The organism is Micromonospora sp. RTP1Z1 (assembly GCF_033804685.1).
Taxonomy (GTDB): Bacteria; Actinomycetota; Actinomycetes; order Mycobacteriales; family Micromonosporaceae; genus Micromonospora.
Genome location: NZ_JAPFQV010000060.1, coordinates 1 through 21,515, shown reverse-complemented (window position 1 = coordinate 21,515; position 21,515 = coordinate 1). Strand labels below are relative to the sequence as shown.

The window sequence follows — 21,515 nt, the reverse complement described above, 5'->3', positions numbered from 1 at the left end:
GTGAGTAGTTGTCGATTTTCGCAGCATATCTATCTATGCTTGCTTGCTGTGCGTGGCGTCTACCGGATCGGTGAGCTTGCCGAGCAGGTGGCGTTGTCCCCGCGGCTGGAACTGGTGGCGGATCTGCTGGCGGTCGTGTATGCCTTCTCGTGGCGGCTGGACGGGCTCCGCCCCTTCGAGGAGGAACTCGATAGGGCGAACCTGACCGGGGCTGGTCAGCGGTGAAGGTCACGCGCATCGCTTACTCGACGGGCCTGAATGCGGGTAAGTACGCAGCGTTGCGGGAGCAGGCTCGCCGGTTGGGTCTGGTGCGCAGTGAGGTGTGGCAGCGTTCCGGCTCGGTCAGGGGGGTCGGGTCCGGGCTGACAGACCGGCAGGTGCGGGACCGCTGGTTGGCCGACGGCATACACATGCGGTTCGGTGTGCTGGCGAATGCGTGGAAGGAGACCGTCCGCGACGCCATGGCCGACATCGCAGCGAACCTGGCGGCGGCCAAGGTCGAGGTCCGGCGGGCGATCACCCGGCGTACCAACGATCCCGTGGAGCGCAAGCGGATGCTGAACGCGTTGAAGGCGGACAGGTGGGCTGGCGACCCGTTCCTGGCTCGGCAGATGCGTAAGCATTGGAAGCGTGGCCGCAATCGCACGCATGATCAGATCGTGGTGCGCGCCGACAAGCACAACACCGTCACTGACGGGCGCGGCCGGTTGTGGCTGGCGGTTCCTGGTCTGGAACGGCGCAGGATGGTCAGGATCCCGCTGTCCACGACCGTCGCCCCGACTGGCACGCTGCGGCTGATCCTGCGCGGTGGCCGGGTCGAGGTGCACTACCAGATCGACGCATCGCAGATGCGGTCGTCGCTGCGGCCGTGCGGCGACCGGACGATCGGCGTCGACAAGGGCTACACCGAGGCCCTGACCGACTCCGACAGCGAGCGCCACGGCGTTCGGCTCGGCGGGCTGCTGAACAGCGAGTCGGACCGGTTGAAGGAACGCAACCGGCGCCGGGCGAAGCTGCGCTCGATAGCGAACAGCGCCGCTGGTCGTGGTGACCACGCGAAGGCGCGCCGGATCAAGGCCAACAACCTCGGCACCGTCAAGCGGGACCGACAGGCCGCCCGCCACCGCGCACAGGTGCGCACGGAGATCTTCACCGCCGTGCACCGGGTCGTCGACAAGGCGGCCAGCGTGGTCGCCGAAGACCTCACCAAACGCTTCGCCGGGCGCAAAATGCTCGGCAAGAACGTGAATCGGCGTCTGGCCGCGTGGACCAGAGGGGTCACCGCCGAGGCGCTGACGAACGTGTCGGAGCGCAGAGGTTCTGCGCTCGTGCACGTCAACGCCGCCTACACCTCACAAGCTTGTCACCGTTGCGGCCGGCTCGGCCGACGCAACGGGGACCGGCTTCACTGCACCCCGTGCGGGGTGGTGTGGCAGGCCGACGTGAACGCCGCGATCAACATCCTGCAACGAGCAGGCGACCCCGACATCGCCCTGCACACCCCACACCACAAGGTGAGGCAGATCCTGCAGGACAGGACCGATCGCCACCGGACCAGACTGCCGGTCCAGGACTCCAGCCCGGCCAGCACCGAGCGGAGAGCGAATAATCCGAACCGCTCACCAATGAGCAACCAGTAGGAAGCAGACTAGGCTCACGTCGGCAACTGTCCGTTTTCGTCCCCAGGGGGAGTTCGTGACCAGCCCCGCCGAGCCCGCGTCCACCGACCCGGCGCAGGCCAGCCAGCTGACCAAGCCACTGCGCGAACTGGCCGCGCTCGTCCTGCTCGGCGCGAACGCCGTGCTCCTCTTCGTCGGCCTCTTCCGGCTGCTGCTGCCGACGGACGGCTACAGCACCTTCAGCCTCCGGGCGGGAAACACCTTCTTCACCTTCGTCGGCGTCGAGTCGACCGTGCTGCCGGTGCTGGCCGTGCTGCTCGCCACCCACGTGCGGCCGGTGCTGGCCAAGGCGAAGCTGATCACCCAGGTCGCCCTCGGCGAGTACGCGGTCGGCGCGTTCTTCGGCGCGCTGACCTTCCTGATCTGGCTCGTCGGCCGACTCGCCGAGGCGGAGGTGCTCGACGCCCTGTTCGGGCTGCTGACCCGGGCCGCCTGGCTGGCGATCTTCGCCGTCGCCGGGTACGTCGTCTTCAAGGTCTGGCGCACCCTGTACTACACGCCCAGGCCCAAGCCGCAGCCCGGCGTCTACGGCCAGCCCCAGCCCGGTTGGCCGCAGCAGCAGGCCGGCTACCCCGGCCAGCCCGGCGGCTACCCGCCCGCCGGCCAGCCCGGCGGCTACCCGCCGCCCGGCCAGGGCGGATACCCCTCGGCCGGCGGCTACCCGGCCCCGAACCAGCCCGGCGGCCACCCCGCGCCGAACCAGCCGGGCGGGTACCCTCCGTCCGGCCAGTACGGCCAGCCGAACCCGTCGGCGCCGCCGTTCAACACCGCCCCGCCGTACGGCACCGCCCCGCACTCGGCGCCGCCGTTCGGCCAGCCGCCGTCGGCCGACCCCACCCAGGCCATCCCGCGGCAGTCCGCGGAGTTCGGCCAGCCGACCCCACAGGACGGCGACCACACCCAGCACTTCCACCGGGACGACCCCAACCAGCCGCGCTGACCCACCCCCGCCGGCGCCTCGGGGGCGGCCCCGCGCACCACGGCGCGGACCGCACGCACACCTGCCGCGAAGGAGTGGCCTCCGCGCGTCGGGAGGCCACTCCTTCGCGGAAAGTGCGGGCCCGCCGCGCGCACGGATGCCGCCTCGTCAGGCGTGCGGCCGGTGCCGTCGGGGTCAGCGCATAGGCTGGGCGGATGGTTGATCGCACCGACTCCGCCCCGACCGCGGCGAGCGTGCAGCGGGCGCTGCGCCGGGCCGCGACCGGGCGGGCGCTGGACCTCGACGAGGCGACCGCGCTGCTGACCGCCCGGGGCGCCGCGCTGGACGAGCTGCTCCGGGTCGCCGGCGACATCCGTGACGCCGGTCTGCGCGAGACCGGCCGTCCCGGTGTGGTCACCTTCTCCAAGAAGGTCTTCATCCCGCTGACCCGGCTCTGCCGGGACCGCTGCCACTACTGCACCTTCGCCACCGTGCCGCACCGGCTGCCGGCCGCGTACCTGGAGAAGGACGAGGTGCTGGCGATCGCCCGCGAGGGCGCCGCGCAGGGCTGCAAGGAGGCGCTCTTCACCCTCGGCGACCGCCCGGAGGAGCGCTGGCCGGCGGCGCGGCAGTGGCTGGACGAGCGCGGCTACGACTCCACCCTGGACTACCTGCGCGCCTGTGCGGTGGCGGTACTGGAGGAGACCGGGCTGCTGCCCCACCTGAACCCGGGCGTCCTGTCCTGGTCGGAGCTGCAACGGCTCAAGCCGGTCGCGCCGAGCATGGGGATGATGCTGGAGACCACGGCGACCCGGCTCTGGTCGGAGCCGGGCGGCCCGCACTTCGGCTCGCCGGACAAGGAGCCGGCGGTCCGGCTCCGGGTGCTCGACGACGCCGGCCGGGTCGGCGTGCCGTTCACCACCGGCATCCTCATCGGCATCGGGGAGACCCTCGCCGAGCGGGTCGACGCGCTCTTCGCGATCCGCCGCGCTCAGCGGGAGTACGGCCACCTCCAGGAGGTGATCGTGCAGAATTTCCGCGCCAAGCCGGACACCGCGATGCGCGGCATGCCCGACGCCGAGCTGCACGACCTGGCCGTCACGGTGGCGGTGGCCCGGGTGCTGCTCGGGCCGAGGGCCCGGATCCAGGCCCCGCCGAACCTGATCGAGGGCGAGTACGCCCTGCTCCTGCGCGCCGGCATCGACGACTGGGGCGGGGTCTCCCCGGTGACCCCGGACCACGTCAACCCGGAGCGGCCCTGGCCGCAGCTCGACGAGCTGGCCCGGCACACCGCCGCGGCGGGCTTCACCCTGCGGGAACGACTCACCATCTACCCCGAGTACGTCCGGGCCGGCGACCCCTGGCTGGACCCGCGCCTCCTCCCGCACGTGACCGCGCTGGCGGATCCGGCGACCGGCCTCGCGGTCGAGTCGGCCCGCCCCGAGGGCCGGCCGTGGCAGGAGCCCGAGGAGGTGTTCGGCGGCCGCACCGACCTGCACGTGACCATCGACACCGCCGGGCGTACCGACGACCGGCGTGGCGACTTCGACAGCGTCTACGGCGACTGGTCGGAGGTGGCCGGCAAGGCCGACGCGAGCCTGGCCGAGGCCGTCCGGGTCGCGGGTGCCGCCGGCCGGACCGGTACGACCACCGGCGACCACGACCTGCGTACCGGACTCCGGTTGGCCGCCGACGACCCGGCGGCGCTGCTGGAGCCGCGGCACGCGGACGCGGCGCTGGCGCTCTTCGCCGCCGACGGCCCGGCGCTGGAGGAGCTCTGCCGGCGCGCCGACGACGTGCGGCGGGACGTGGTCGGCGACGACGTCACCTACGTGGTCAACCGCAACATCAACTTCAGCAACGTCTGCTACGTCGGCTGCCGGTTCTGCGCCTTCGCCCAGCGGGAGAGCGACGCGGACGCGTTCCGGCTGTCGCTGGAGCAGGTCGCCGACCGGGCCGAGGAGGCGTGGGCCGCCGGCGCCAGCGAGATCTGCCTCCAGGGCGGGATCGACCCGAAGCTGCCGGTCACCGGCTACGCCGATCTGGTCCGGGCGATCAAGACCCGGGTCCCGGGGATGCACGTGCACGCCTTCTCCCCGATGGAGATCGTCACCGCCGCGGCGAAGGCCGGCGTACCGGTGAAGGAGTGGCTGATCCACCTCCGCGACGCCGGCCTGGACACCATCCCGGGCACCGCCGCGGAGATCCTCGACGACGAGGTGCGCTGGGTGCTCACCAAGGGCAAGCTGCCGGCCGCCGCCTGGGTCGAGGTGGTGAGCACGGCCCACGAGCTGGGCATCCGGTCCAGCTCCACGATGATGTACGGCCACGTCGACCACCCGGGCCAGTGGCTCGCCCACTTCCGGGTGCTGGCCGGGGTGCAGGACCGCACCGGCGGCTTCACCGAGTTCGTGGCGCTGCCGTTCGTGCACACCAACGCCCCGATCTACCTGGCCGGGATCGCCCGGCCCGGCCCGACCTGGCGGGAGAACCGGGCGGTGCACGCGATGGCCCGGCTGCTGCTGCACGGCCGGATCGACAACATCCAGTGCTCCTGGGTGAAGCTGGGCGACGAGGGCACCGTGGCGATGCTCCGGGGTGGCTGCAACGACCTGGGCGGCACGCTGATGGAGGAGACCATCTCCCGGATGGCCGGCTCGGCCAACGGCTCGGCGCGTACCGAGGAGCAGCTGCGGGGGATCGCGGCGGCGGCGGGGAGACCGGCCCGCAAGCGGACGACCGCGTACGGTCACGCCCGCGCGTAGCGTCGAACCTTTCCCCGCCGTCGGCCGTACCAGTGGATGCCGGCGGCGGTCGCGGCGAGCACCGCCGCCGGCAGCCCCCACCGGGGTGCCCGGCGGCGTCCTCCTCGGCGGAGCGCCCGGGGCTCCCGACCACCGCGGGCGCTGACGCGCCGGCCCGGAAAGGTTGCTCATGACCAGTGATCAGCGGAAGCGGCCCTGGCCGCGACTGACCCGCCGGCAGACGTTGACCGCCGCGGCGAGCGCCACCCTCGGCGCCGCCGCTCTCACCGTGCCGGGCCTGTCGGCCGCACAGAACACCCCGTCGGCGGGCCGCCGGGACGACCCGATCGTGGTCCACCTCCGCGACGCGGCCTCCGGGACCATGGACGTCTTCGTCGGTACGACCCGGATCGAGGTACGCGACCGCGCCCTGGCGGACCGGTTGCGGCGCGCTGCCCGACGCTGACCCGCCCGCCCGCGCCGCCGGTCGGCGCGACCTTCCCGGCGCAGGCTCTCGGCGCCGGTGATCCCGCTCGACTTCCGCTCCCAGACGTAAAGGTGTGGTCCGCCATGTCCTCCCACCGCGAAGCGCCGGAGATAGCCAAGGATCCGGTCGCCGACAGCTCCGACCTGTACGCGTTCGTCAGTCCCGATCACCCGGACGCGGTCACGTTGATCGCCAACTACGTGCCGCTGCAGCTCCCCTCCGGCGGTCCGAACTTCTTCGAGTTCGGTGACGACGTGCGGTACGAGATTCATATCGACAACGATGGCGACGGCTATCCCGACGTGACCTACCGGTTCGAATTCACCACCGAGATCACGAATCCGAACAGTTTTCTCTACAACACCGGGCCGATCGAGTCGTTGGACAGCAAGAACTGGAACCGGCGGCAGTTCTACCGGCTGACCCGGGTGGCCGACGGCAAGGAGCACGTGCTCGCGCACAAGCTGCCCTGCCCGCCGTGCAACGTCGGCCCGCTCTCCACGCCGAAGTACCACGACCTGGTCCGACAGGCCACGTACCGCCTCTCGACCGGGGAGAAGGTCTTCGCCGGGCAGCGGGCGGACGGCTTCTTCGTCGACCTGGGCGCGATCTTCGACCTCGGTACGCTGCGGCCGTTCCAGCAACTGCACGTGGCCGGCAAGAAGATCTTCAAGGCCGAGGGGGAGCCGGTCAACGCGCTGGACCGGCTGAACGTGCACAGCATCGCCGTGCAGGTGCCGCTGAGCCGGGTCCGCCGCAAGGCCGCCCGGTACGGCTCCGCCGACCGGGCCTCGACGATCGGGGTGTGGACGTCGGCCTCGCGTCAGCAGGTGCGGGTGCTCGGCGACCGGGCCGCCGCGGACACCGCCGCCGGTCCCTTCACCCAGGTCTCCCGGCTCGGCAATCCACTGTTCAACGAGGTCATCGTGCCGATGTCCAAGAAGGACCTGTGGAATACGCTGCCGCCCGCGGAGGACAAGCGGTTCGCCCGGTTCGTCGAGCAGCCGGAGCTGGCTGCCCTGCTGCCCGTGCTCTATCCGGGACTCTTCCCCAACCTGGACGCGCTGAACAAGTCGAAGAAGCCGCGGGCGGACCTGGTGGCGATCCTGCTGACCGGCGTCCCGCCCGGCCTGATCGACGGCTTCACCAACGCGACCGGTGACGTCCAGGCTGACATGCTGCGGCTGAACACAGCGATCAAGCCGAACCGCAAGCCGGACCGGTTCGGCGTGCTCGGCGGCGACCTGGCCGGGTTCCCGAACGGTCGCCGGGTCGGCGACGACGTGGTGAGCATCGCGCTGCGGGCGATCGCCGGGCTCACCGTGCCGCTGGTGGACAAGGCGTTCAAGCCGGACGCCGCGGCGGCGGCGGTCACCCCCGGGTTGAGTGCCGCCGACGTGACGGCGCCGTTCCTGGGCGACTTCCCGTTCCTCGGCACCCCGTACGACGGGTTCAACAACCCGCCCGCGGCCAAGGCCTGAGGAGCGGGCCGTGCACGAGCACCACCACACCTACGGTCCGACGGGCAGCGGCAGCGTCGTGCTGAACCTCGGCGGCAACTCCGGCGCGCTGATCATCTACGCCGGACGCGAGCTGCACGGCCGGGAGATCGAGATCAGCCGGGACGACGAGGAGCGGCGTACGCATTCGGCGGTGCGGGAGCGCCAGGTCCGCGACGGGCCGTTCCACACTGCCGTCTACCCCGATCTGGAGGCGGGCCTCTATACCGTCTGGTGGGACGATCGGACGCCGGCCGGCGCGATCTCCGTCACCGGCGGGGCGATCGCCGAATTCGTCTGGCCCAGCAGCCACCTGCCGCCGGGGGCAGGCTGACCCCTCGACCCGGTCCGGCCGCCGCGCCCCGTCCCGTCATGTTGACGGGGCGCTGTCGGCGTACTCCGGCTCGACGGGCGGTCGGGGCGGACTCGGGTTAACCTGTGCCCCACCACGATGCTGATCTTGGACGCTGCCGCGATCGCCTTCCGGGTACGGCCCGCCGGAGCCTCCACCGAGGGTCTCCGGCGGTGTCGTCTCCGGGCGCGCCACGGCAGAAAAGCCGGGCAACTCGCCGGAGAGGGCGTTACCCGTCCGGGGTCTGAATCGATAGGGCAGGTTGCGAGGCTCGGGCGGCTCGGTCGGTCGTCCGGAACGTGTCGGGAGAACGACTCCATTATCAAGTTCGGCTTGACGGCGCACGCATTACACGCGTGTAATTTGAATGGGGTTGTTCGCGCGGAACGCATCAAAATGTGACCGGACGGACAAGCACGCCTTTCGCGTGGGGGGTTGCAGCGGCGATGACGCCGGTGCGCGACAAGGAGGCATCTGATGGACGGCCAGCTCGAGGTGGCCGACCTGCTCGGAAACGCGCCGGAGTGGCAGGAGCGGGCGCTCTGCTCGCAGACCGACCCGGAGGCGTTCTTTCCCGAGAAGGGCGGCTCGACCCGCGAGGCGAAGCGCATCTGCTCGCGGTGTGAAGTCAAGACGGAGTGCCTCGAATACGCTCTCGGCCACGACGAGCGGTTCGGGATCTGGGGTGGGCTCTCCGAGCGGGAGCGGCGCAAGCTCAAGCGGCGGGTCGCCGCCTGAGACGGTGCCGGGTCGGGGCGGTGGGGGCCGCCCGGGCTCGGGACGACGACTCGACCGGCGGGGGCCGGCCGGGTGTCGACGGCGGGCCGTCGGTGACGCGACGGGGTCGCGTCAGCCGGCTGCCCCGGCGGGGTGGCGTCTCAGGCCAGCTCGTCGGGGTCGACCCCGAGCAGGTTCGCCACCTGCTCGATGATCACGTCGTGCACGAGGTCGGCGAGGTCCTCGCGGTCCATCGCGCGGAACTCCAGCGGCCGCCGGTACAGCACGATCCGCGGCGGCACCTCCTGCCGGCCGGGGCGGCCCGGCAGGAGTCGGGCGAGCGGCACCTCGCCGTCCTCCAGCACGTCGGAGTCGTAGACGTTCAGATCCGGCGGGACGTCCTCGACCGCGAACTCGACGCCGGCCAGCTCCTTGGCGAAGCGGCGTTCCAGCGTTTCCACCGTGTCCAGCACCAGGTCGTCGAAGACCTCCGCCTTGGTCCGCGCCAGCGGCACGGTGGCCGGGACCAGCCGCCCGCGCAGCCCACGACCATGGCGGTCGCGGTGGGTGCGCCGGCCGGAGCCGGGGCGGCGGTGTTCCGGGCTCGTCATGAGAATGAGGGTAGCCCCCACCGCCGGCCCGCCCACCGGTGCGTTGCTGGCGCGGCGTGCCGGTGATCCGATCGGACGAATTGTGATCACCGTGACGGGCGTGTCGCAGCGCGAAGCGGTGCGCCGGACCCGGTAATGGAGATACCCTGCCGCCGTGAGGTCACCACGGCGCTGCTCCCGTAACGGCTGCCCCCGGCAAGCGGTCGCCACATTGACCTATGTCTACAACGAGTCGACAGCCGTGGTGGGTCCGCTGGCGGCCTTCGCCGAGCCGCACACGTACGACCTCTGTGAGCCGCATGCGCGTAACCTGACCGCCCCGCGTGGCTGGGACGTGGTCCGGCACGAGGGCGAGTTCGAGCCGCCGCCGCCCACCACCGACGACCTGGTCGCGTTGGCCGAGGCCGTCCGCGAGGCCGCCCGCCCGGCGCCTCCCCGTCCTCCCGAGGGCGACCACGACCTGCGCCAGAACCCGCCGACCGGCCGCCGCGGCCACCTCCGCGTCATCCCCCCGACCCACTGACCCCCGCCCCTCGCCCCGTTCGGGGTTGATCAGGGGGCCGGGCGGGGTGGGTCAGTGGCCGAGGAGGCGGGAGAACGCGGCGGCGCGGCGGGACGGGCGATTGCTGCGGAGTTCGGCCTCGTCGGCGGAGAACATCAACCTGAGGCCGGCGTTGACCGCCAGCCAGCGCAGGGGCTCCGGCTCCCACCGGGGGGAGCGGTGGTTGACCCAGGGCAGCGCGGTCAGCTCGCTCTCCGCGCCCCGGATCAGGTCGGCGAGAGTACGCCCGGCGAGGTTGCTGGTGCCGACGCCGTCGCCGACGTACCCGCCGGCCCAGCCCAGCCCGGACGCGCGGTCCAGGCCGACGGAGGCGGCCCAGTCCCGGGCCACGCCGAGCGGCCCGCCCCAGCTGTGCGTCACCGGCACGTCCGGCCCGAGCACCGGGAAGAGCTCGCCGAGCACCCGGCGCAGCGCGGCGAAGACCCGCGGCTCGCGGTCGTAACCGGGGGCGGTCCGGGAACCGAAGTGGTACGGGGCGCCCCGCCCGCCGAACGCGAGCCGGCCATCGGCGGTGCGCTGGCCGTAGATGATGACGTGCCGGTAGTCGGAGAACGTCTCCCGCTCCGCGAGCCCGATCCGGGCCCAGGTCTCCTCGGGCAGCGGCTCGGTCGCCACCATCAGCGAGTAGACCGGGGCGACCGCGCGTCGCTGCCCCGGCAGGGTGGAGGTGAACCCCTCGGTGGCCCGGACCACCACCGGCGCCCGTACCACCCCGGCCGGGGTCACGGCGGCGCCGGACCGCACGGCCGTCACCGGCGTCCGTTCGAAGATGGTCACGCCGCGGCGTTCGACCGCCCGGGCCAGCCCGCGGACCAGCCGGGCGGGATGCACCGCGGCGCAGTGCGGGGTGTACGTCCCCCCGCGTACCCCGTCGGCGGCGCAGCGGGCGGTGGCCTCGGCGGCGTCGAGGAGCACCAGGTCCTCGTCGGACAGGCCGTACTCCCGAGCCTCCTCGACGGCGGCCCGGGCCCGGCCGAGCTGGGCCTCGGTGCGGGCCAGCACCACCGTCCCGCCGGGCTGCCAGTCGCAGTCGATGCCCTCGGCGGCGACCACCCGGCCGACCTCGCGGACGGTCTCCTGCATGGCCCGCTGCATGGCGAGCGCCCGGTCCCGGCCGTGCCGGCGGGCCAGCGCGGGCAGTGAGGTCGGGAAGAGCGCGGAGCACCAGCCGCCGTTGCGTCCGGAGGCGCCGTACCCGGCGATCTCCTTCTCCAGCACGGTGATCCGCAGCGTCGGGTCGGCCTCCGCCAGGTAGTACGCCGTCCACAGCCCGGTGTAGCCGGCCCCGACGATCACCACGTCCGCGTCGGCGTCGCCGGGCAGCGCGGGGCGCGGGCTCAGTGGCTCGTCCACGTTGGACAGCCAGTACGACAGTTCCTGGTAACGCATCACCACTCCGGTGGGGGCTGGTCGACGCGCAGCCGCGGATCGGGCTGCGGAATGCCGTACGCCTCGACGACCGGCACCACGCCGGCCCAGACCGGCTGGTCGAGGTCGTCCTCGGGGTCGTCGGGCGGGCCGGCGCTGACCTTCACCGAGCACTCGTCCAACGGCAGCGCGAGCACCAGCGTGGCGGCCAGCTCCTTCGCCGACGGCGGCCGGATCACCGCCCAGCGGCCGGGCAGCAGGTGCTCGGAGAGGCGTTCCAGGGCGGCCAGCTTCGCGTCCCCGTCCAGCGCGGTCAGCTCGCCGAGCACCATCGCGCAGCGGTAGTTCATCGAGGACTCGAAGGCGCTGCGGGCCAGCACCAGGCCGTCGAGCAGGGTGACGGTCAGGCAGGCCGGGGCGCCGGCGGCGAGGTGCCGGAAGAGGCGGCTGCCGGTGGAGCCGTGCACCAGCACCCGGTCGCCGTCGCGGGCGTACGCCACCGGCAGCGCGTACGGCTGGCCGCCGTGGGCGATGGCCAGGTGCCCGACCCGGCCGGCGTCGAGGACGGCGTACAACGTCGCCCGATCGGGCACGGCCAGGTCGGGCAGCCGGCGTACCCGGGTCCGATCGGTCCCGCCGACGGCGCGGGGCCGGTCCCCGGTGTCCCGGGAGCCGGCCCCGCCCGAGCCTGGTCCGCCGCTCAGAGCCGGGCCCATGCCTCGGTCAGCACGGCGCGCAGGATCTGCTCGATCTCGTCGAACTGCTGCTGCTCGGCGATCAGTGGCGGGGCGAGCTGCACCACCGGGTCGCCCCGGTCGTCGGCCCGGCAGTAGAGGCCGGCCTCGAACAGCGCGCTGGAGAGGTAGCCGCGCAGCAGCCGCTCGGACTCCGCGTCGTCGAAGGTCTCCTTGGTCGCCTTGTCCTTGACCAGTTCGATGCCGTAGAAGAAGCCGTCGCCCCGGACGTCGCCGACGATCGGCAGGTCGTTCAGCTTCTCCAGGGTGGACCGGAAGGCGCCCTCGTTGGCCCGGACGTGCCCGACCAGGTCCTCGCGGGCGAAGACTTCCAGGTTGGCCAGGGCCACCGCGCAGGAGACCGGGTGGCCGCCGAAGGTCACCCCGTGGGCGAACATGCCGGTCTCGGTGAGGAACGGCTCCATCAGCCGCTCGCTGGCGATCATCGCGCCGAGCGGGGCATAGCCGGAGGTGATGCCCTTGGCGGTGGTGATGATGTCCGGCTGGTAGCCGTACCGGACGCAGCCGAAGTACTCGCCGAGCCGGCCCCAGGAGCAGATGACCTCGTCGGAGACGAGCAGCACGTCGTACGCGTCGCAGATCTCGCGGACCCGCTCGAAGTAGCCCGGCGGCGGCGGGAAGCAGCCGCCGGAGTTCTGCACCGGCTCCAGGAAGACCGCCGCGACGGTGTCCGGCCCCTCCCGCTCGATGGCGCGGCCGATCTCCTCGGCGGCCCAGCGGCCGAACGCCTCGGGCGAGTCGCCGTGCTCGGGGGCGCGGTAGAAGTTGGTGTTCGGCACCTTGATGGCGCCGGGCACCAGTGGCTCGAAGTCGCTCTTGATGCCGGGCAGGCCGGTGATCGACAGCGCGCCCATCGAGGTGCCGTGGTACGCGATGTAGCGGCTGACCACCTTGTACTTGTTCGGCTGGCCGGTGCGCTTGAAGTAGGCCCGGGCCAGCTTCCACGCTGCCTCGACGGCCTCCGAGCCGCCGGTGGTGAAGAAGACCCGGTTCAGGTCGCCGGGGGCGAGCGAGGCGACCTTCTCGGCCAGCTCGATGGCCTTCGGGTGGGCGTACGACCAGAGCGGGAAGTAGGCCAGCTCGCCGGCCTGCTTGGCGGCCGCCTCGGCCAGCTCGGTACGGCCGTGGCCGGCGTTGACGACGAAGAGCCCGGCGAGTCCGTCCAGGTAGCGGCGGCCCCGCGAGTCCCAGACGTACGTGCCCTCGCCGCGCACGATGGTCGGCACCTCTCCGTCGGCGTAGCTGGCCATCCGGGTGAAGTGCATCCAGAGGTGGTCGGTGGCGTTGGCCATGTCAGCCCCATCGGGTCTCGGGCCGGTCAGGGGTGACACCGGCCGCTCTGCCCACGGTTATCGCACAGTCGATGCTGATAACGCAAGTCCTAAGGGCTCCACGCAACGGATTCAGCGAGCGCTGTTATCCAGTGCAACGGATTTCGTATCAGGCCGTACCCCAGGTGTAGGTCTGCTTGCGGAGCTTGAGGTAGACGAACGCCTCGGTCGCCAGCACACCCTCGACGGCGCGCAGCTTCTGCAGGATCTCCAGCAGGTGGGCGTCGTTGCGGCAGACCACCTCGGCCAGCAGGTCGAACGAGCCGGCCGTGATCACCACGTAGTCGAGCTCCTCGAACGCGGCGAGCCGGTCGGCCACGGCCTCCAGGTCGCCGTCGGTGCGCAGCCCGATCATCGCCTGCCGGGGGAAGCCGAGCTGGAGCGGATCGGTCACCGCGACGATCTGCATGACTCCGGCGTCGAGCAGTCGCTGCACCCGCTGGCGGACCGCCGCCTCGGAGAGGCCGACCGCCTTGCCGATGGTCGCGTACGGCCTGCGACCGTCCTCCTGGAGCTGCTCGATGATCTGTTTGGCCACATCGTCCAGCAGAGTGTGGCTGGCGCCCTCACGCACGGTGACACGACGTGCGCCGTTTCCAGTCTCCAGGTGCCGGTTGTTCATCGCCGCTCCCCATGTCCGTTTCATTGGGGCTGAGAGTAGTGCCCCGCCGCAGTCTGGCGTATTTCGTCGCGCATCGCTATTCCCGCAACGGAATCCCTTGTAAGGCAGGTCACTCCATGTCAGGATCAGTCGTCCATCGCCACTGACCTCCCGCCGGCGTGCCACCCCCGTCCCGCCGCCGACGATGACCCCCTAGGAGTCGTCACATGCGTAGTCCCCTCCGGCCCCTCACCCGGCGTGGTCTGCTCACCGGCACCCTCGGCTCGGCAGCGCTGCTGGCCACCGCCGGCGCGCTGACCGGTTGCGGCACCAAGGGCGCCCAGCAGACCGAGGCCGGCTGCAAGAGCGATGACCTCTCCGCCACGGAGAAGAAGCTGGCCTTCGCGAACTGGCCGCAGTACATGGACGTCGACGAGAAGGAAGCGTCGAAGCGCCCCACGCTCGACGCCTTCATCGCCAAGTCCGGCATCCAGGTGACCTACACCGAGGACGTCAACGACAACAACGAGTTCTTCGGCAAGGTGCAGAACCAGCTCGCCGGCTGTCAGACCACCGGGCGGGACATCATGGTCCTCACCGACTGGATGGCGGCCCGGATGATCCGGCTCGGCTGGATCCAGAAGCTGGACAAGGCGAAGATCCCGAACGTCGAGGCCAACCTGCTGCCGTCGCTGCGCAGCCGGTCCTTCGACCCCGACGGCCAGCTCGCCGTCCCGTGGCAGTCCGGCCTCGCCGGTCTCGCCTACAACGCCAAGGTGGCCAAGGAGATCCGCACCGTCGACGAGCTGCTCACCCGCCCCGACCTCAAGGGCAAGGTGACCGCGCTGTCCGAGATGCGGGACACGATGGGCCTGCTTCTGCAGTCCAACGGTCACGACCCGGCGAAGTTCACCGCCGCGCAGTTCGACGACGCGCTGAACAAGCTCAAGAAGGCCGTGGACTCCAAGCAGATCCGGAAGTTCACCGGCAACGACTACGCCCCGGACCTGGCCAAGGGCGACATCGCCGCCTGCATCGGCTGGTCCGGCGACGTGGTCCAGCTCGGCTTCGAGGACGAGAAGATCAAGTTTGTGGTGCCCGACTCCGGCGTGATGCTCTGGTCGGACAACATGCTCGTGCCGAACAAGGCCACCCACAAGGCCAACGCCGAAGAGCTGATGAACTACTACTACGACCCGGCGGTGGCCGCGAAGCTGGCCGCGTACGTCAACTACATCTGCCCGGTCAAGGGTGCGCAGGCCGAGATGGAGAAGATCGACCCGGACCTGGCCGCCAACCCGCTGATCTTCCCGGACGAGGCGATGCTGTCGAAGTCCAAGGTCTTCATGGCCCTGGACGAGAAGCAGGAGAAGGAGTACGAGGCCAAGTTCCAGCAGGTAATCGGGGCGTGAGGACGATGGGACACGAGACACCGGCCGGCGACGTTCGGCTGGCCAACCTGACCAAGCGGTTCGGCATCTTCACCGCGGTCGACGACCTCAGCCTGACCATCCCGCAGGGCTCGTTCTTCGCCCTGCTCGGCGCGTCCGGCTGCGGCAAGACCACCACCCTGCGAATGATCGCCGGGCTGGAGGAGCCGACCAGCGGGCAGGTGCTGCTCGGGGACCGGGACATCGCCCGGCTGCGGCCGTACAAGCGACCGGTGAACACCGTGTTCCAGAGCTACGCCCTCTTCCCGCACCTGGACATCAACGAGAACGTGGCCTTCGGGCTGCGCCGGCGGGGCATCCGCAAGGTCGCCGACCAGGTCGACCGGATGCTCGCGCTGGTGCAGCTCGAAGGGTACGGCCGCCGCCGGCCCGCCCAGCTCTCCGGCGGGCAGCAGCAGCGGGTCGCGCTGGCCCGCGCCCTGATCAACCACCCGCAGGTGCTGCTGCTGGACGAGCCCCTCGGCGCGCTCGACCTCAAGCTGCGCCGGCAGATGCAGATCGAGCTGAAGCGGATCCAGACCGAGGTCGGCATCACCTTCGTGCACGTCACCCACGACCAGGAGGAGGCCATGACCATGGCCGACACCGTCGCGGTGATGAACGCCGGGAAGATCGAGCAGCTCGGCGCCCCCGCCGACCTCTACGAGTTCCCGGCCACCGCCTTCGTGGCGAACTTCCTCGGCCAGTCCAACCTGCTCGCCGGCGAGGCCGGCGGCACCGGCGGGGACGACGTGCTGGTCTCGGCGCACGGCGGGCGCTACGCGGTGCCCGCCGCCCGGGCCCGCCTCGACCGGGGACCGGTCTTCCTCGGGGTACGCCCCGAGAAGCTGCACCTGGTCGGGAACGCCACCGAGGTGCCGGTCGGCCACCAGCACGTCGGCGGCGTGGTCACGGACGCCTCCTACGTCGGGGTGAGCACCCAGTACCTGGTCCGGACCGCCTGGGGCAGCGAGCTGTCCGCGTTCTCCGCGAACAGCGGCCTCGGCGGCCAGCTCCCGGTCGGCGCCCCGGTGGTGGCGCACTGGGACCCGCGGCACGCCTTCCTGCTCCCCCGCGAGCCGGGCGAGGACGACCGCACCACCCCGCTCCTCGACGAGCCGCCGGTGGGTGTGCTGTCATGACCGCCCTCGCACACGTACCCACCCCGTCGGGGCAGGCGGCGCCACCGCCGACGCCCCGGCGCGGGCGGTACCGGCTGCTGCCGTACCTGCTGCTGCTGCCGGGCGCGGCCTGGCTGTTGATCTTCTTCGCCCTGCCGCTGCTCCAGCTCGCCGCGGCCAGCCTCTACGACCCCAGCGGCTCGCTCTCCACCGGGTATGCGCTGACCTGGGCGTTCGGCAACTACCCCGAGGCGTTGCAGGCGTACTGGCCGCATTTCGTCCGGTCGTTCGCCTACTCGGCGATCGCGCTGGCGCTGGCCCTGCTGATGGGCTACCCGCTGGCGTACGGGATCGCGCAGAAGGCCGGCCGCTGGAAGAACCTGCTGCTGGTGTGCGTGGTCGCGCCGATGTTCACCAGCTTCCTGGTCCGCACCCTGGCCTGGAAGACCATCCTGTCGGACAACGGAGCGCTGGTCGGCCTGCTCCGGGACGTGCACCTGCTCGCGCCGGACGGGCGGCTGCTGGCCACCCCGGTCGCGGTGGTGCTCGGCCTGACGTACAACTTCCTGCCCTTCCTGGTGCTGCCGCTGTACGCGAGCCTCGAGCGGCTGGACTACCGGCTGCTGGAGGCGGCGAGCGACCTGTACGCCAGCCCGCTGCGGGCGTTCCAGAAGGTCACCCTGCCGCTGTCGATGCCCGGACTGATCGCCGGCACGCTGCTCTTCTTCATCCCGGCGACCGGTGACTACATCAACGCCGAGCTGCTCGGCACCCCGAACGAGTACATGATCGGCAACGTCATCGACTCGGCGTTCCTGGTCCGGCTGGACTACCCGCAGGGCGCGGCGCTGTCGTTCCTGCTGATGGCGGCGATCCTCGCGGTGGTCTTCGTCTACCTGCGCAGGGCCGGCACGGAGGAGGTGCTGTGAGACTGTCCCGTTGGTTGGCTGACCGCTGGGTGATGGGCGTGGCCCTGCTGGTCCTCGGCTACCTGTCGCTGCCCATCGCCGTGGTGGCCGGCCTGTCGTTCAACCGCCCGTCCAGCCGGCTGTCGTACGACTTCAACGAGTTCACCCTGGACAACTGGACGCACCCCTGCGCCACCTCCGACATGTGCGACTCGGTGCTGCGCAGCGTGCAGATCGGGTTCATCGCCACCGTGGTCTCCACGGTGCTCGGCACGCTGATGGCGTTCGCGCTGGTCCGGCACCGGTTCAAGGGACGCTCCGGGATCAACGTGCTGATCTTCCTGCCGATGGCCACCCCCGAACTGGTGATGGGCACCTCGCTGCTCGCCCTCTTCGTCTCCGCCGGAGTCCCGCAGGGCTTCTGGACCATCGTCATCGCGCACGTGATGTTCTGCGTGTCGTTCGTGGTGGTGACCGTGAAGGCGCGGCTGGCCGGCATGGACAGCCGGCTGGAGGAGGCCGCCATGGACCTCTACGCCAGCGAGTGGCAGACCTTCCGGCGGATCACCCTGCCGCTGGTGCTCCCCGGCATCGTGGCGGCCGCGCTGCTCGCCTTCTCGCTCAGCTTCGACGACTTCATCATCACGAACTTCAACGCCGGCACCACCGTCACCTTCCCGATGTACGTCTGGGGGGCCGCGCAGCGCGGCATCCCGCCGCAGGTGAACGTCATCGGCACGGCGATGTTCGTGATCGCGCTGCTGCTGGTCGGGCTCGGCTCGCTGCGCGGCCGGCGGGCGAAGCGCCTGTCATGAAACTCCCGCATACCGGCCGGGCGCTCGCCGACGCGGCGCCCGTGCCGTACTGGCTCGACCGCCCGGAACGTCCCGACCCGCTGCCGCCGCTGACCGGTACGGCCAGCGCCGACCTGCTGGTGGTCGGCGGCGGGTACGCCGGGCTCTGGACCGCCCTGCTCGCCAAGCAGGCCGACCCCGACCGGGACGTGCTCCTGGTCGACGCGGGGACCTGCGGCTGGGCGGCGTCCGGACGCAACGGTGGGTTCTGCGCGGCCTCGCTCACCCACGGGCTGGCCAACGGCGTCGACCGCTTCCCCGGCGAGATCGACGAGCTGGAACGGCTCGGCCGGGAGAACCTGGACGCCATCGCCGCCACCGTCGACGAACACCGGATCGACTGCGACTTCGAACGCACCGGGGAACTGGCGGTGGCCGTCGAGCCGTACCAGCTCGCCGGGCTCACCGAGGATGCCGAGCTGGCCCGCCGGTACGGCCACGACGTCCGCCTGCTCGACCGCGACGAGGTCCGCGCCGAGGTGGACTCGCCGACGTACCTCGGTGGGATGTGGGACCGGAACCGGGTGGCCATGCTCGACCCGGCGAAGCTGGCCTGGGGGCTGCGCCGGGCCTGTCTGGACCTCGGCGTGCGGATCCACGAGCACACCCGGGTCACCGGCCTGCGCCGCGACGGCGCGGCGCTGCGGCTCGCCACGGCCGGCGGCGCGGACGCCGCCCCCGGCAGCGTCCGCGCCCGGCAGGTCGCGCTCGCCACCAACGCCTTCCCGCCGCTGCTGCGCCGGCTGCGGGCCCGGCTGGTCCCGGTGTACGACTACGCGCTGATGACCGAGCCGCTGACGTCCGGGCAACGGGACGCCATCGGCTGGCGCAACCGGCAGGGGCTAGCCGACACCGGCAACCAGTTCCACTACTACCGGATCACCGCCGACGGCCGGATCCTCTTCGGCGGGTACGACGCGGTCTACCACTACGGCAACCGGATCGCGCCCGAGCTGGAACAACGAATGGCCACCTTCACCGCCCTCGCCGAGCATTTCCGCACCACGTTCCCGCAGCTGGCGGACCTCCGCTTCAGCCACCGCTGGGGCGGGGTCATCGACACCTGCACCCGGTTCTGCCCCTTCTTCGGCACCGCCTACGACGGGCGGTTGGCGTACACCGCCGGGTTCACCGGGCTCGGCGTCGGGGCGACCCGGTTCGGCGCCCGGGTGATGCTCGACCTGCTCGGCGGGGAGGAGACCCCGCTGACCCGGCTCGAGCTGGTGCGCAGCAAACCACTGCCGTTCCCGCCGGAACCGTTCCGCGCCACCGGCATCAATCTCACCCGCTGGTCCCTCGCCCGCGCGGACGCACGCGAGGGCCGGCGCAATCTCTGGCTCCGTACGCTCGATCATCTTGGTTTGGGGTTTGATTCCTGATGCGCATCCTGCTCGTCGGCGCCGGCGGTGTCGGCTCCGCCGCCGTCGCCATCGCCGCCCGCCGCTCCTTCTTCGAGGCCATGGTGGTCGCCGACTACGACCTCGGCCGCGCCTCCCGGGCGATCGCCGACCACGACGGCCGTTTCGTCGCCGCCCAGGTCGACGCGTCGTCGGCGGAGGCGGTCGCGGCGCTCTGCCGGGAGCACCGGATCACCCACGTGTTCAACGCGGTCGACCCGCGCTTCGTCATGCCGATCTTCGACGGCGCGTTCGCCGCCGGGGCCGACTACCTGGACATGGCGATGTCCCTGTCCCACCCGCACCCGTCCCGGCCCCACGCGGAGACCGGCGTGAAGCTCGGCGACGAGCAGTTCGCGCAATCCGACGAGTGGTCGGCGGCGGGACGGCTGGCGCTCTGCGGCATCGGCATCGAGCCCGGCCTGTCCGACATCTTCGCCCGCTACGCCGCCAACGAGCTGTTCAGCGAGATCGACGAGATCGGGGTCCGCGACGGCGCCAACCTCACCGTCGACGGGTACGACTTCGCGCCGTCGTTCTCCATCTGGACCACCATCGAGGAATGCCTCAACCCGCCGGTGATCTGGGAGGCCGACCGGGGCTGGTACACCACCCCACCGTTCAGCGAGCCGGAGGTCTTCGACTTCCCCGAGGGGATCGGCCCCGTCGAGTGCGTCAACGTGGAGCACGAGGAGGTGCTGCTGATCCCGCGCTGGGTGAAGGCGAAGCGGGTCACCTTCAAGTACGGCCTCGGCGACGAGTTCATCGAGGTGCTGAAGACCCTGCACAAGCTGGGCCTCGACTCGACCGCTCCGGTCAGCGTGCGCGGCGCTTCGGTGTCGCCGCGCGACGTGGTGGCCGCCTGCCTGCCCGACCCCGCCACCCTCGGCGACCGGATGCGCGGCAAGACCTGCGCCGGGACGTACGTCACCGGCACCGGGGTCGACGGCCAGCCCCGGAAGGTCTACCTCTACCACGTCGTCGACAACGAGTGGTCGATGAAGGAGTACGGCCACCAGGCGGTGGTCTGGCAGACCGCCGTCAACCCGGTCGTCGCCCTGGAGCTGCTCGCCACCGGCGCCTGGTCCGGCGCCGGGGTGCTCGGCCCGGAGGCGCTGCCGCCGGTGCCGTTCCTGGAGCTGCTGACCGGCTACGGCTCACCGTGGGGGATGGAGGAGCGGTGACCCGCTACGGCCCCATGTTCGGCCCCGACATCACCTTCCTCGGCGTGCCGCCGTGCACTCTTTCCGAGCCCGTCACCTATGTGGACGCTGACGTCGTCATCGTCGGCGCGCCCTTCGACGGCGGCACCTCGCACCGGCCGGGCACCCGGTTCGGCCCGTCGGCCATCCGCCAGGCCTGCTACCTGCCGCACGACGGCTCTCGTCCGTCCCTCGCGCTCCGCGTCGACGCCCTGCGGGACCTGCGGGTGTACGACGCCGGTGACGTCGAGATGTTCTCCGGCGACATCGAGCGGTCGCTGGCGTCCCTGGAAGAGGCGGTCTTTGCGGTGGCCCGGGCCGGTGCCATCCCGGTCGTGCTCGGCGGCGACCATTCCATCGCCCTGCCCGACGCCACCGGGGTGGCCCGGCAGCACGGGCTCGGCCGGGTGTCGCTGGTGCACTTTGACGCGCACGCCGACACCGGGGACATCGAGTTCGGCTCCCTGCACGGGCACGGCCAGCCGATGCGCCGGCTCATCGAATCCGGCGCCGTACGCGGCGACCGGTTCCTCCAGATCGGCCTCCGCGGCTACTGGCCGGGCCCGGAGACGCTGTCGTGGATGGCGGAGCAGCGGATGCGGTCGTACGAGATGACCGAGGTGGTCGCCCGCGGGCTGGACACCTGTCTCTCCGAGGCCTTCGAGATCGCCACGGAGGAGTGTGAGGGCGTGTTCCTCTCCGTCGACGTGGACGTGGTCGACCCCGGCATGGCCCCCGGCACCGGCACCCCCGAACCCGGCGGCCTCACCTCCCGCCAGCTCCTCGACGCGGTCCGCCGGGTCTGCTACGAGCTGCCGGTGGTGGGCGTCGACGTGGTCGAGGTGGCCCCGCCGTACGACCACGCCGACATCACCGCCTTCCTCGGCAACCGAGTGGTCCTGGAGGCCCTCTCGGCGATCGCCCGCCGCCGCCGCGACGCCACCACCACCGGCACCCCCTGGAACCCCACCCAACCCC

At 71.6% G+C, this 21,515-nt stretch carries 21 protein-coding genes; 16 read left to right on the top strand and 5 right to left on the bottom strand.

The window, feature by feature from the left end:
- Window positions 1-48 precede the first annotated feature (48 nt).
- The 8 genes from SLP03_RS24935 to SLP03_RS24900 all read left to right on the top strand — a co-directional run bounded on the left by SLP03_RS24935 (window position 49) and on the right by SLP03_RS24900 (window position 8,418).
- Window positions 49-225, top strand: coding sequence for a hypothetical protein (locus SLP03_RS24935; RefSeq protein ID WP_319463060.1), 177 nt, complete (start codon window positions 49-51; stop codon window positions 223-225).
- Between the two features lie 185 nt (window positions 226-410).
- Window positions 411-1,640: a transposase gene (locus SLP03_RS24930; RefSeq protein ID WP_319463059.1), complete on the top strand. Its 1,230-nt coding sequence runs from the start codon at window positions 411-413 to the stop codon at window positions 1,638-1,640.
- A gap of 55 nt (window positions 1,641-1,695) precedes the next feature.
- On the top strand, window positions 1,696-2,619 hold the full coding sequence (locus SLP03_RS24925) for a hypothetical protein (protein ID WP_319463058.1): 924 nt from the start codon (window positions 1,696-1,698) through the stop codon (window positions 2,617-2,619).
- Between the two features lie 194 nt (window positions 2,620-2,813).
- The gene (locus SLP03_RS24920; protein WP_319463057.1) at window positions 2,814-5,363 is read left to right on the top strand and encodes a bifunctional FO biosynthesis protein CofGH; all 2,550 of its coding nucleotides are present in this window, start codon (window positions 2,814-2,816) and stop codon (window positions 5,361-5,363) included.
- Between the two features lie 169 nt (window positions 5,364-5,532).
- Window positions 5,533-5,808 carry a hypothetical protein gene (locus SLP03_RS24915; protein ID WP_089011090.1) on the top strand — a complete coding sequence of 92 codons (276 nt, stop codon included), beginning with the start codon at window positions 5,533-5,535 and terminating at the stop codon, window positions 5,806-5,808.
- Window positions 5,809-5,912: 104 nt separating this feature from the next.
- Window positions 5,913-7,310: a DUF4331 domain-containing protein gene (locus tag SLP03_RS24910; RefSeq protein WP_319463056.1), complete on the top strand. Its 1,398-nt coding sequence runs from the start codon at window positions 5,913-5,915 to the stop codon at window positions 7,308-7,310.
- 10 nt (window positions 7,311-7,320) lie between these two features.
- Complete coding sequence (locus SLP03_RS24905) at window positions 7,321-7,662, top strand: phospholipase (RefSeq protein WP_319463055.1); 342 nt, start codon at window positions 7,321-7,323, stop codon at window positions 7,660-7,662.
- Window positions 7,663-8,157: 495 nt separating this feature from the next.
- A complete protein-coding gene (locus SLP03_RS24900) occupies window positions 8,158-8,418 on the top strand; it encodes a WhiB family transcriptional regulator (RefSeq protein WP_013284161.1) in 261 nt (86 codons plus the stop codon).
- A gap of 140 nt (window positions 8,419-8,558) precedes the next feature.
- Here SLP03_RS24900 and SLP03_RS24895 read toward each other — a convergent pair whose 3' ends face one another.
- Complete coding sequence (locus tag SLP03_RS24895; RefSeq protein ID WP_088963879.1) at window positions 8,559-9,008, bottom strand: metallopeptidase family protein; 450 nt, start codon at window positions 9,006-9,008, stop codon at window positions 8,559-8,561.
- A 154-nt stretch (window positions 9,009-9,162) separates the two neighbouring features.
- Between SLP03_RS24895 and SLP03_RS24890 the strand changes: the two genes are divergently transcribed.
- Window positions 9,163-9,531, top strand: coding sequence for a DUF3499 domain-containing protein (locus SLP03_RS24890; RefSeq protein ID WP_319463054.1), 369 nt, complete (start codon window positions 9,163-9,165; stop codon window positions 9,529-9,531).
- 51 nt (window positions 9,532-9,582) lie between these two features.
- Here SLP03_RS24890 and SLP03_RS24885 read toward each other — a convergent pair whose 3' ends face one another.
- The 4 genes from SLP03_RS24885 to SLP03_RS24870 form a co-directional block, all read right to left on the bottom strand.
- The gene (locus SLP03_RS24885; protein ID WP_319463053.1) at window positions 9,583-10,959 is read right to left on the bottom strand and encodes an FAD-dependent oxidoreductase; all 1,377 of its coding nucleotides are present in this window, start codon (window positions 10,957-10,959) and stop codon (window positions 9,583-9,585) included.
- On the bottom strand, window positions 10,959-11,654 hold the full coding sequence (locus SLP03_RS24880) for a pyridoxamine 5'-phosphate oxidase family protein (protein ID WP_319463052.1): 696 nt from the start codon (window positions 11,652-11,654) through the stop codon (window positions 10,959-10,961). Before SLP03_RS24880 ends, SLP03_RS24885 begins: the two co-directional genes overlap by 1 nt.
- Complete coding sequence (locus tag SLP03_RS24875; protein ID WP_319463051.1) at window positions 11,639-12,985, bottom strand: aspartate aminotransferase family protein; 1,347 nt, start codon at window positions 12,983-12,985, stop codon at window positions 11,639-11,641. The genes SLP03_RS24880 and SLP03_RS24875 overlap by 16 nt, the downstream gene beginning before the upstream one ends.
- 148 nt (window positions 12,986-13,133) lie before the next feature.
- Window positions 13,134-13,646: an Lrp/AsnC family transcriptional regulator gene (locus SLP03_RS24870; protein ID WP_319463050.1), complete on the bottom strand. Its 513-nt coding sequence runs from the start codon at window positions 13,644-13,646 to the stop codon at window positions 13,134-13,136.
- A gap of 206 nt (window positions 13,647-13,852) precedes the next feature.
- Between SLP03_RS24870 and SLP03_RS24865 the strand changes: the two genes are divergently transcribed.
- The 7 genes from SLP03_RS24865 to speB all read left to right on the top strand — a co-directional run.
- The gene (locus tag SLP03_RS24865; RefSeq protein WP_319463049.1) at window positions 13,853-15,037 is read left to right on the top strand and encodes a spermidine/putrescine ABC transporter substrate-binding protein; all 1,185 of its coding nucleotides are present in this window, start codon (window positions 13,853-13,855) and stop codon (window positions 15,035-15,037) included.
- 5 nt (window positions 15,038-15,042) lie between these two features.
- A complete protein-coding gene (locus tag SLP03_RS24860; protein WP_319463048.1) occupies window positions 15,043-16,197 on the top strand; it encodes an ABC transporter ATP-binding protein in 1,155 nt (384 codons plus the stop codon).
- Window positions 16,194-17,105 (top strand): ABC transporter permease, encoded by a 912-nt coding sequence (locus SLP03_RS24855; protein ID WP_319463047.1) that lies wholly within the window; start codon window positions 16,194-16,196, stop codon window positions 17,103-17,105. Before SLP03_RS24860 ends, SLP03_RS24855 begins: the two co-directional genes overlap by 4 nt.
- Window positions 17,102-17,899 carry an ABC transporter permease gene (locus tag SLP03_RS24850; RefSeq protein WP_319463046.1) on the top strand — a complete coding sequence of 266 codons (798 nt, stop codon included), beginning with the start codon at window positions 17,102-17,104 and terminating at the stop codon, window positions 17,897-17,899. Before SLP03_RS24855 ends, SLP03_RS24850 begins: the two co-directional genes overlap by 4 nt.
- Window positions 17,896-19,317, top strand: coding sequence for an FAD-dependent oxidoreductase (locus SLP03_RS24845; protein ID WP_319463045.1), 1,422 nt, complete (start codon window positions 17,896-17,898; stop codon window positions 19,315-19,317). Before SLP03_RS24850 ends, SLP03_RS24845 begins: the two co-directional genes overlap by 4 nt.
- A complete protein-coding gene (locus SLP03_RS24840) occupies window positions 19,317-20,519 on the top strand; it encodes a saccharopine dehydrogenase family protein (protein ID WP_319463044.1) in 1,203 nt (400 codons plus the stop codon). The genes SLP03_RS24845 and SLP03_RS24840 overlap by 1 nt, the downstream gene beginning before the upstream one ends.
- A partial coding sequence (gene speB, locus SLP03_RS24835; RefSeq protein ID WP_319463043.1) for an agmatinase occupies window positions 20,516-21,515 on the top strand: 1,000 nt, incomplete at its 3' end. The genes SLP03_RS24840 and speB, both read left to right, overlap by 4 nt.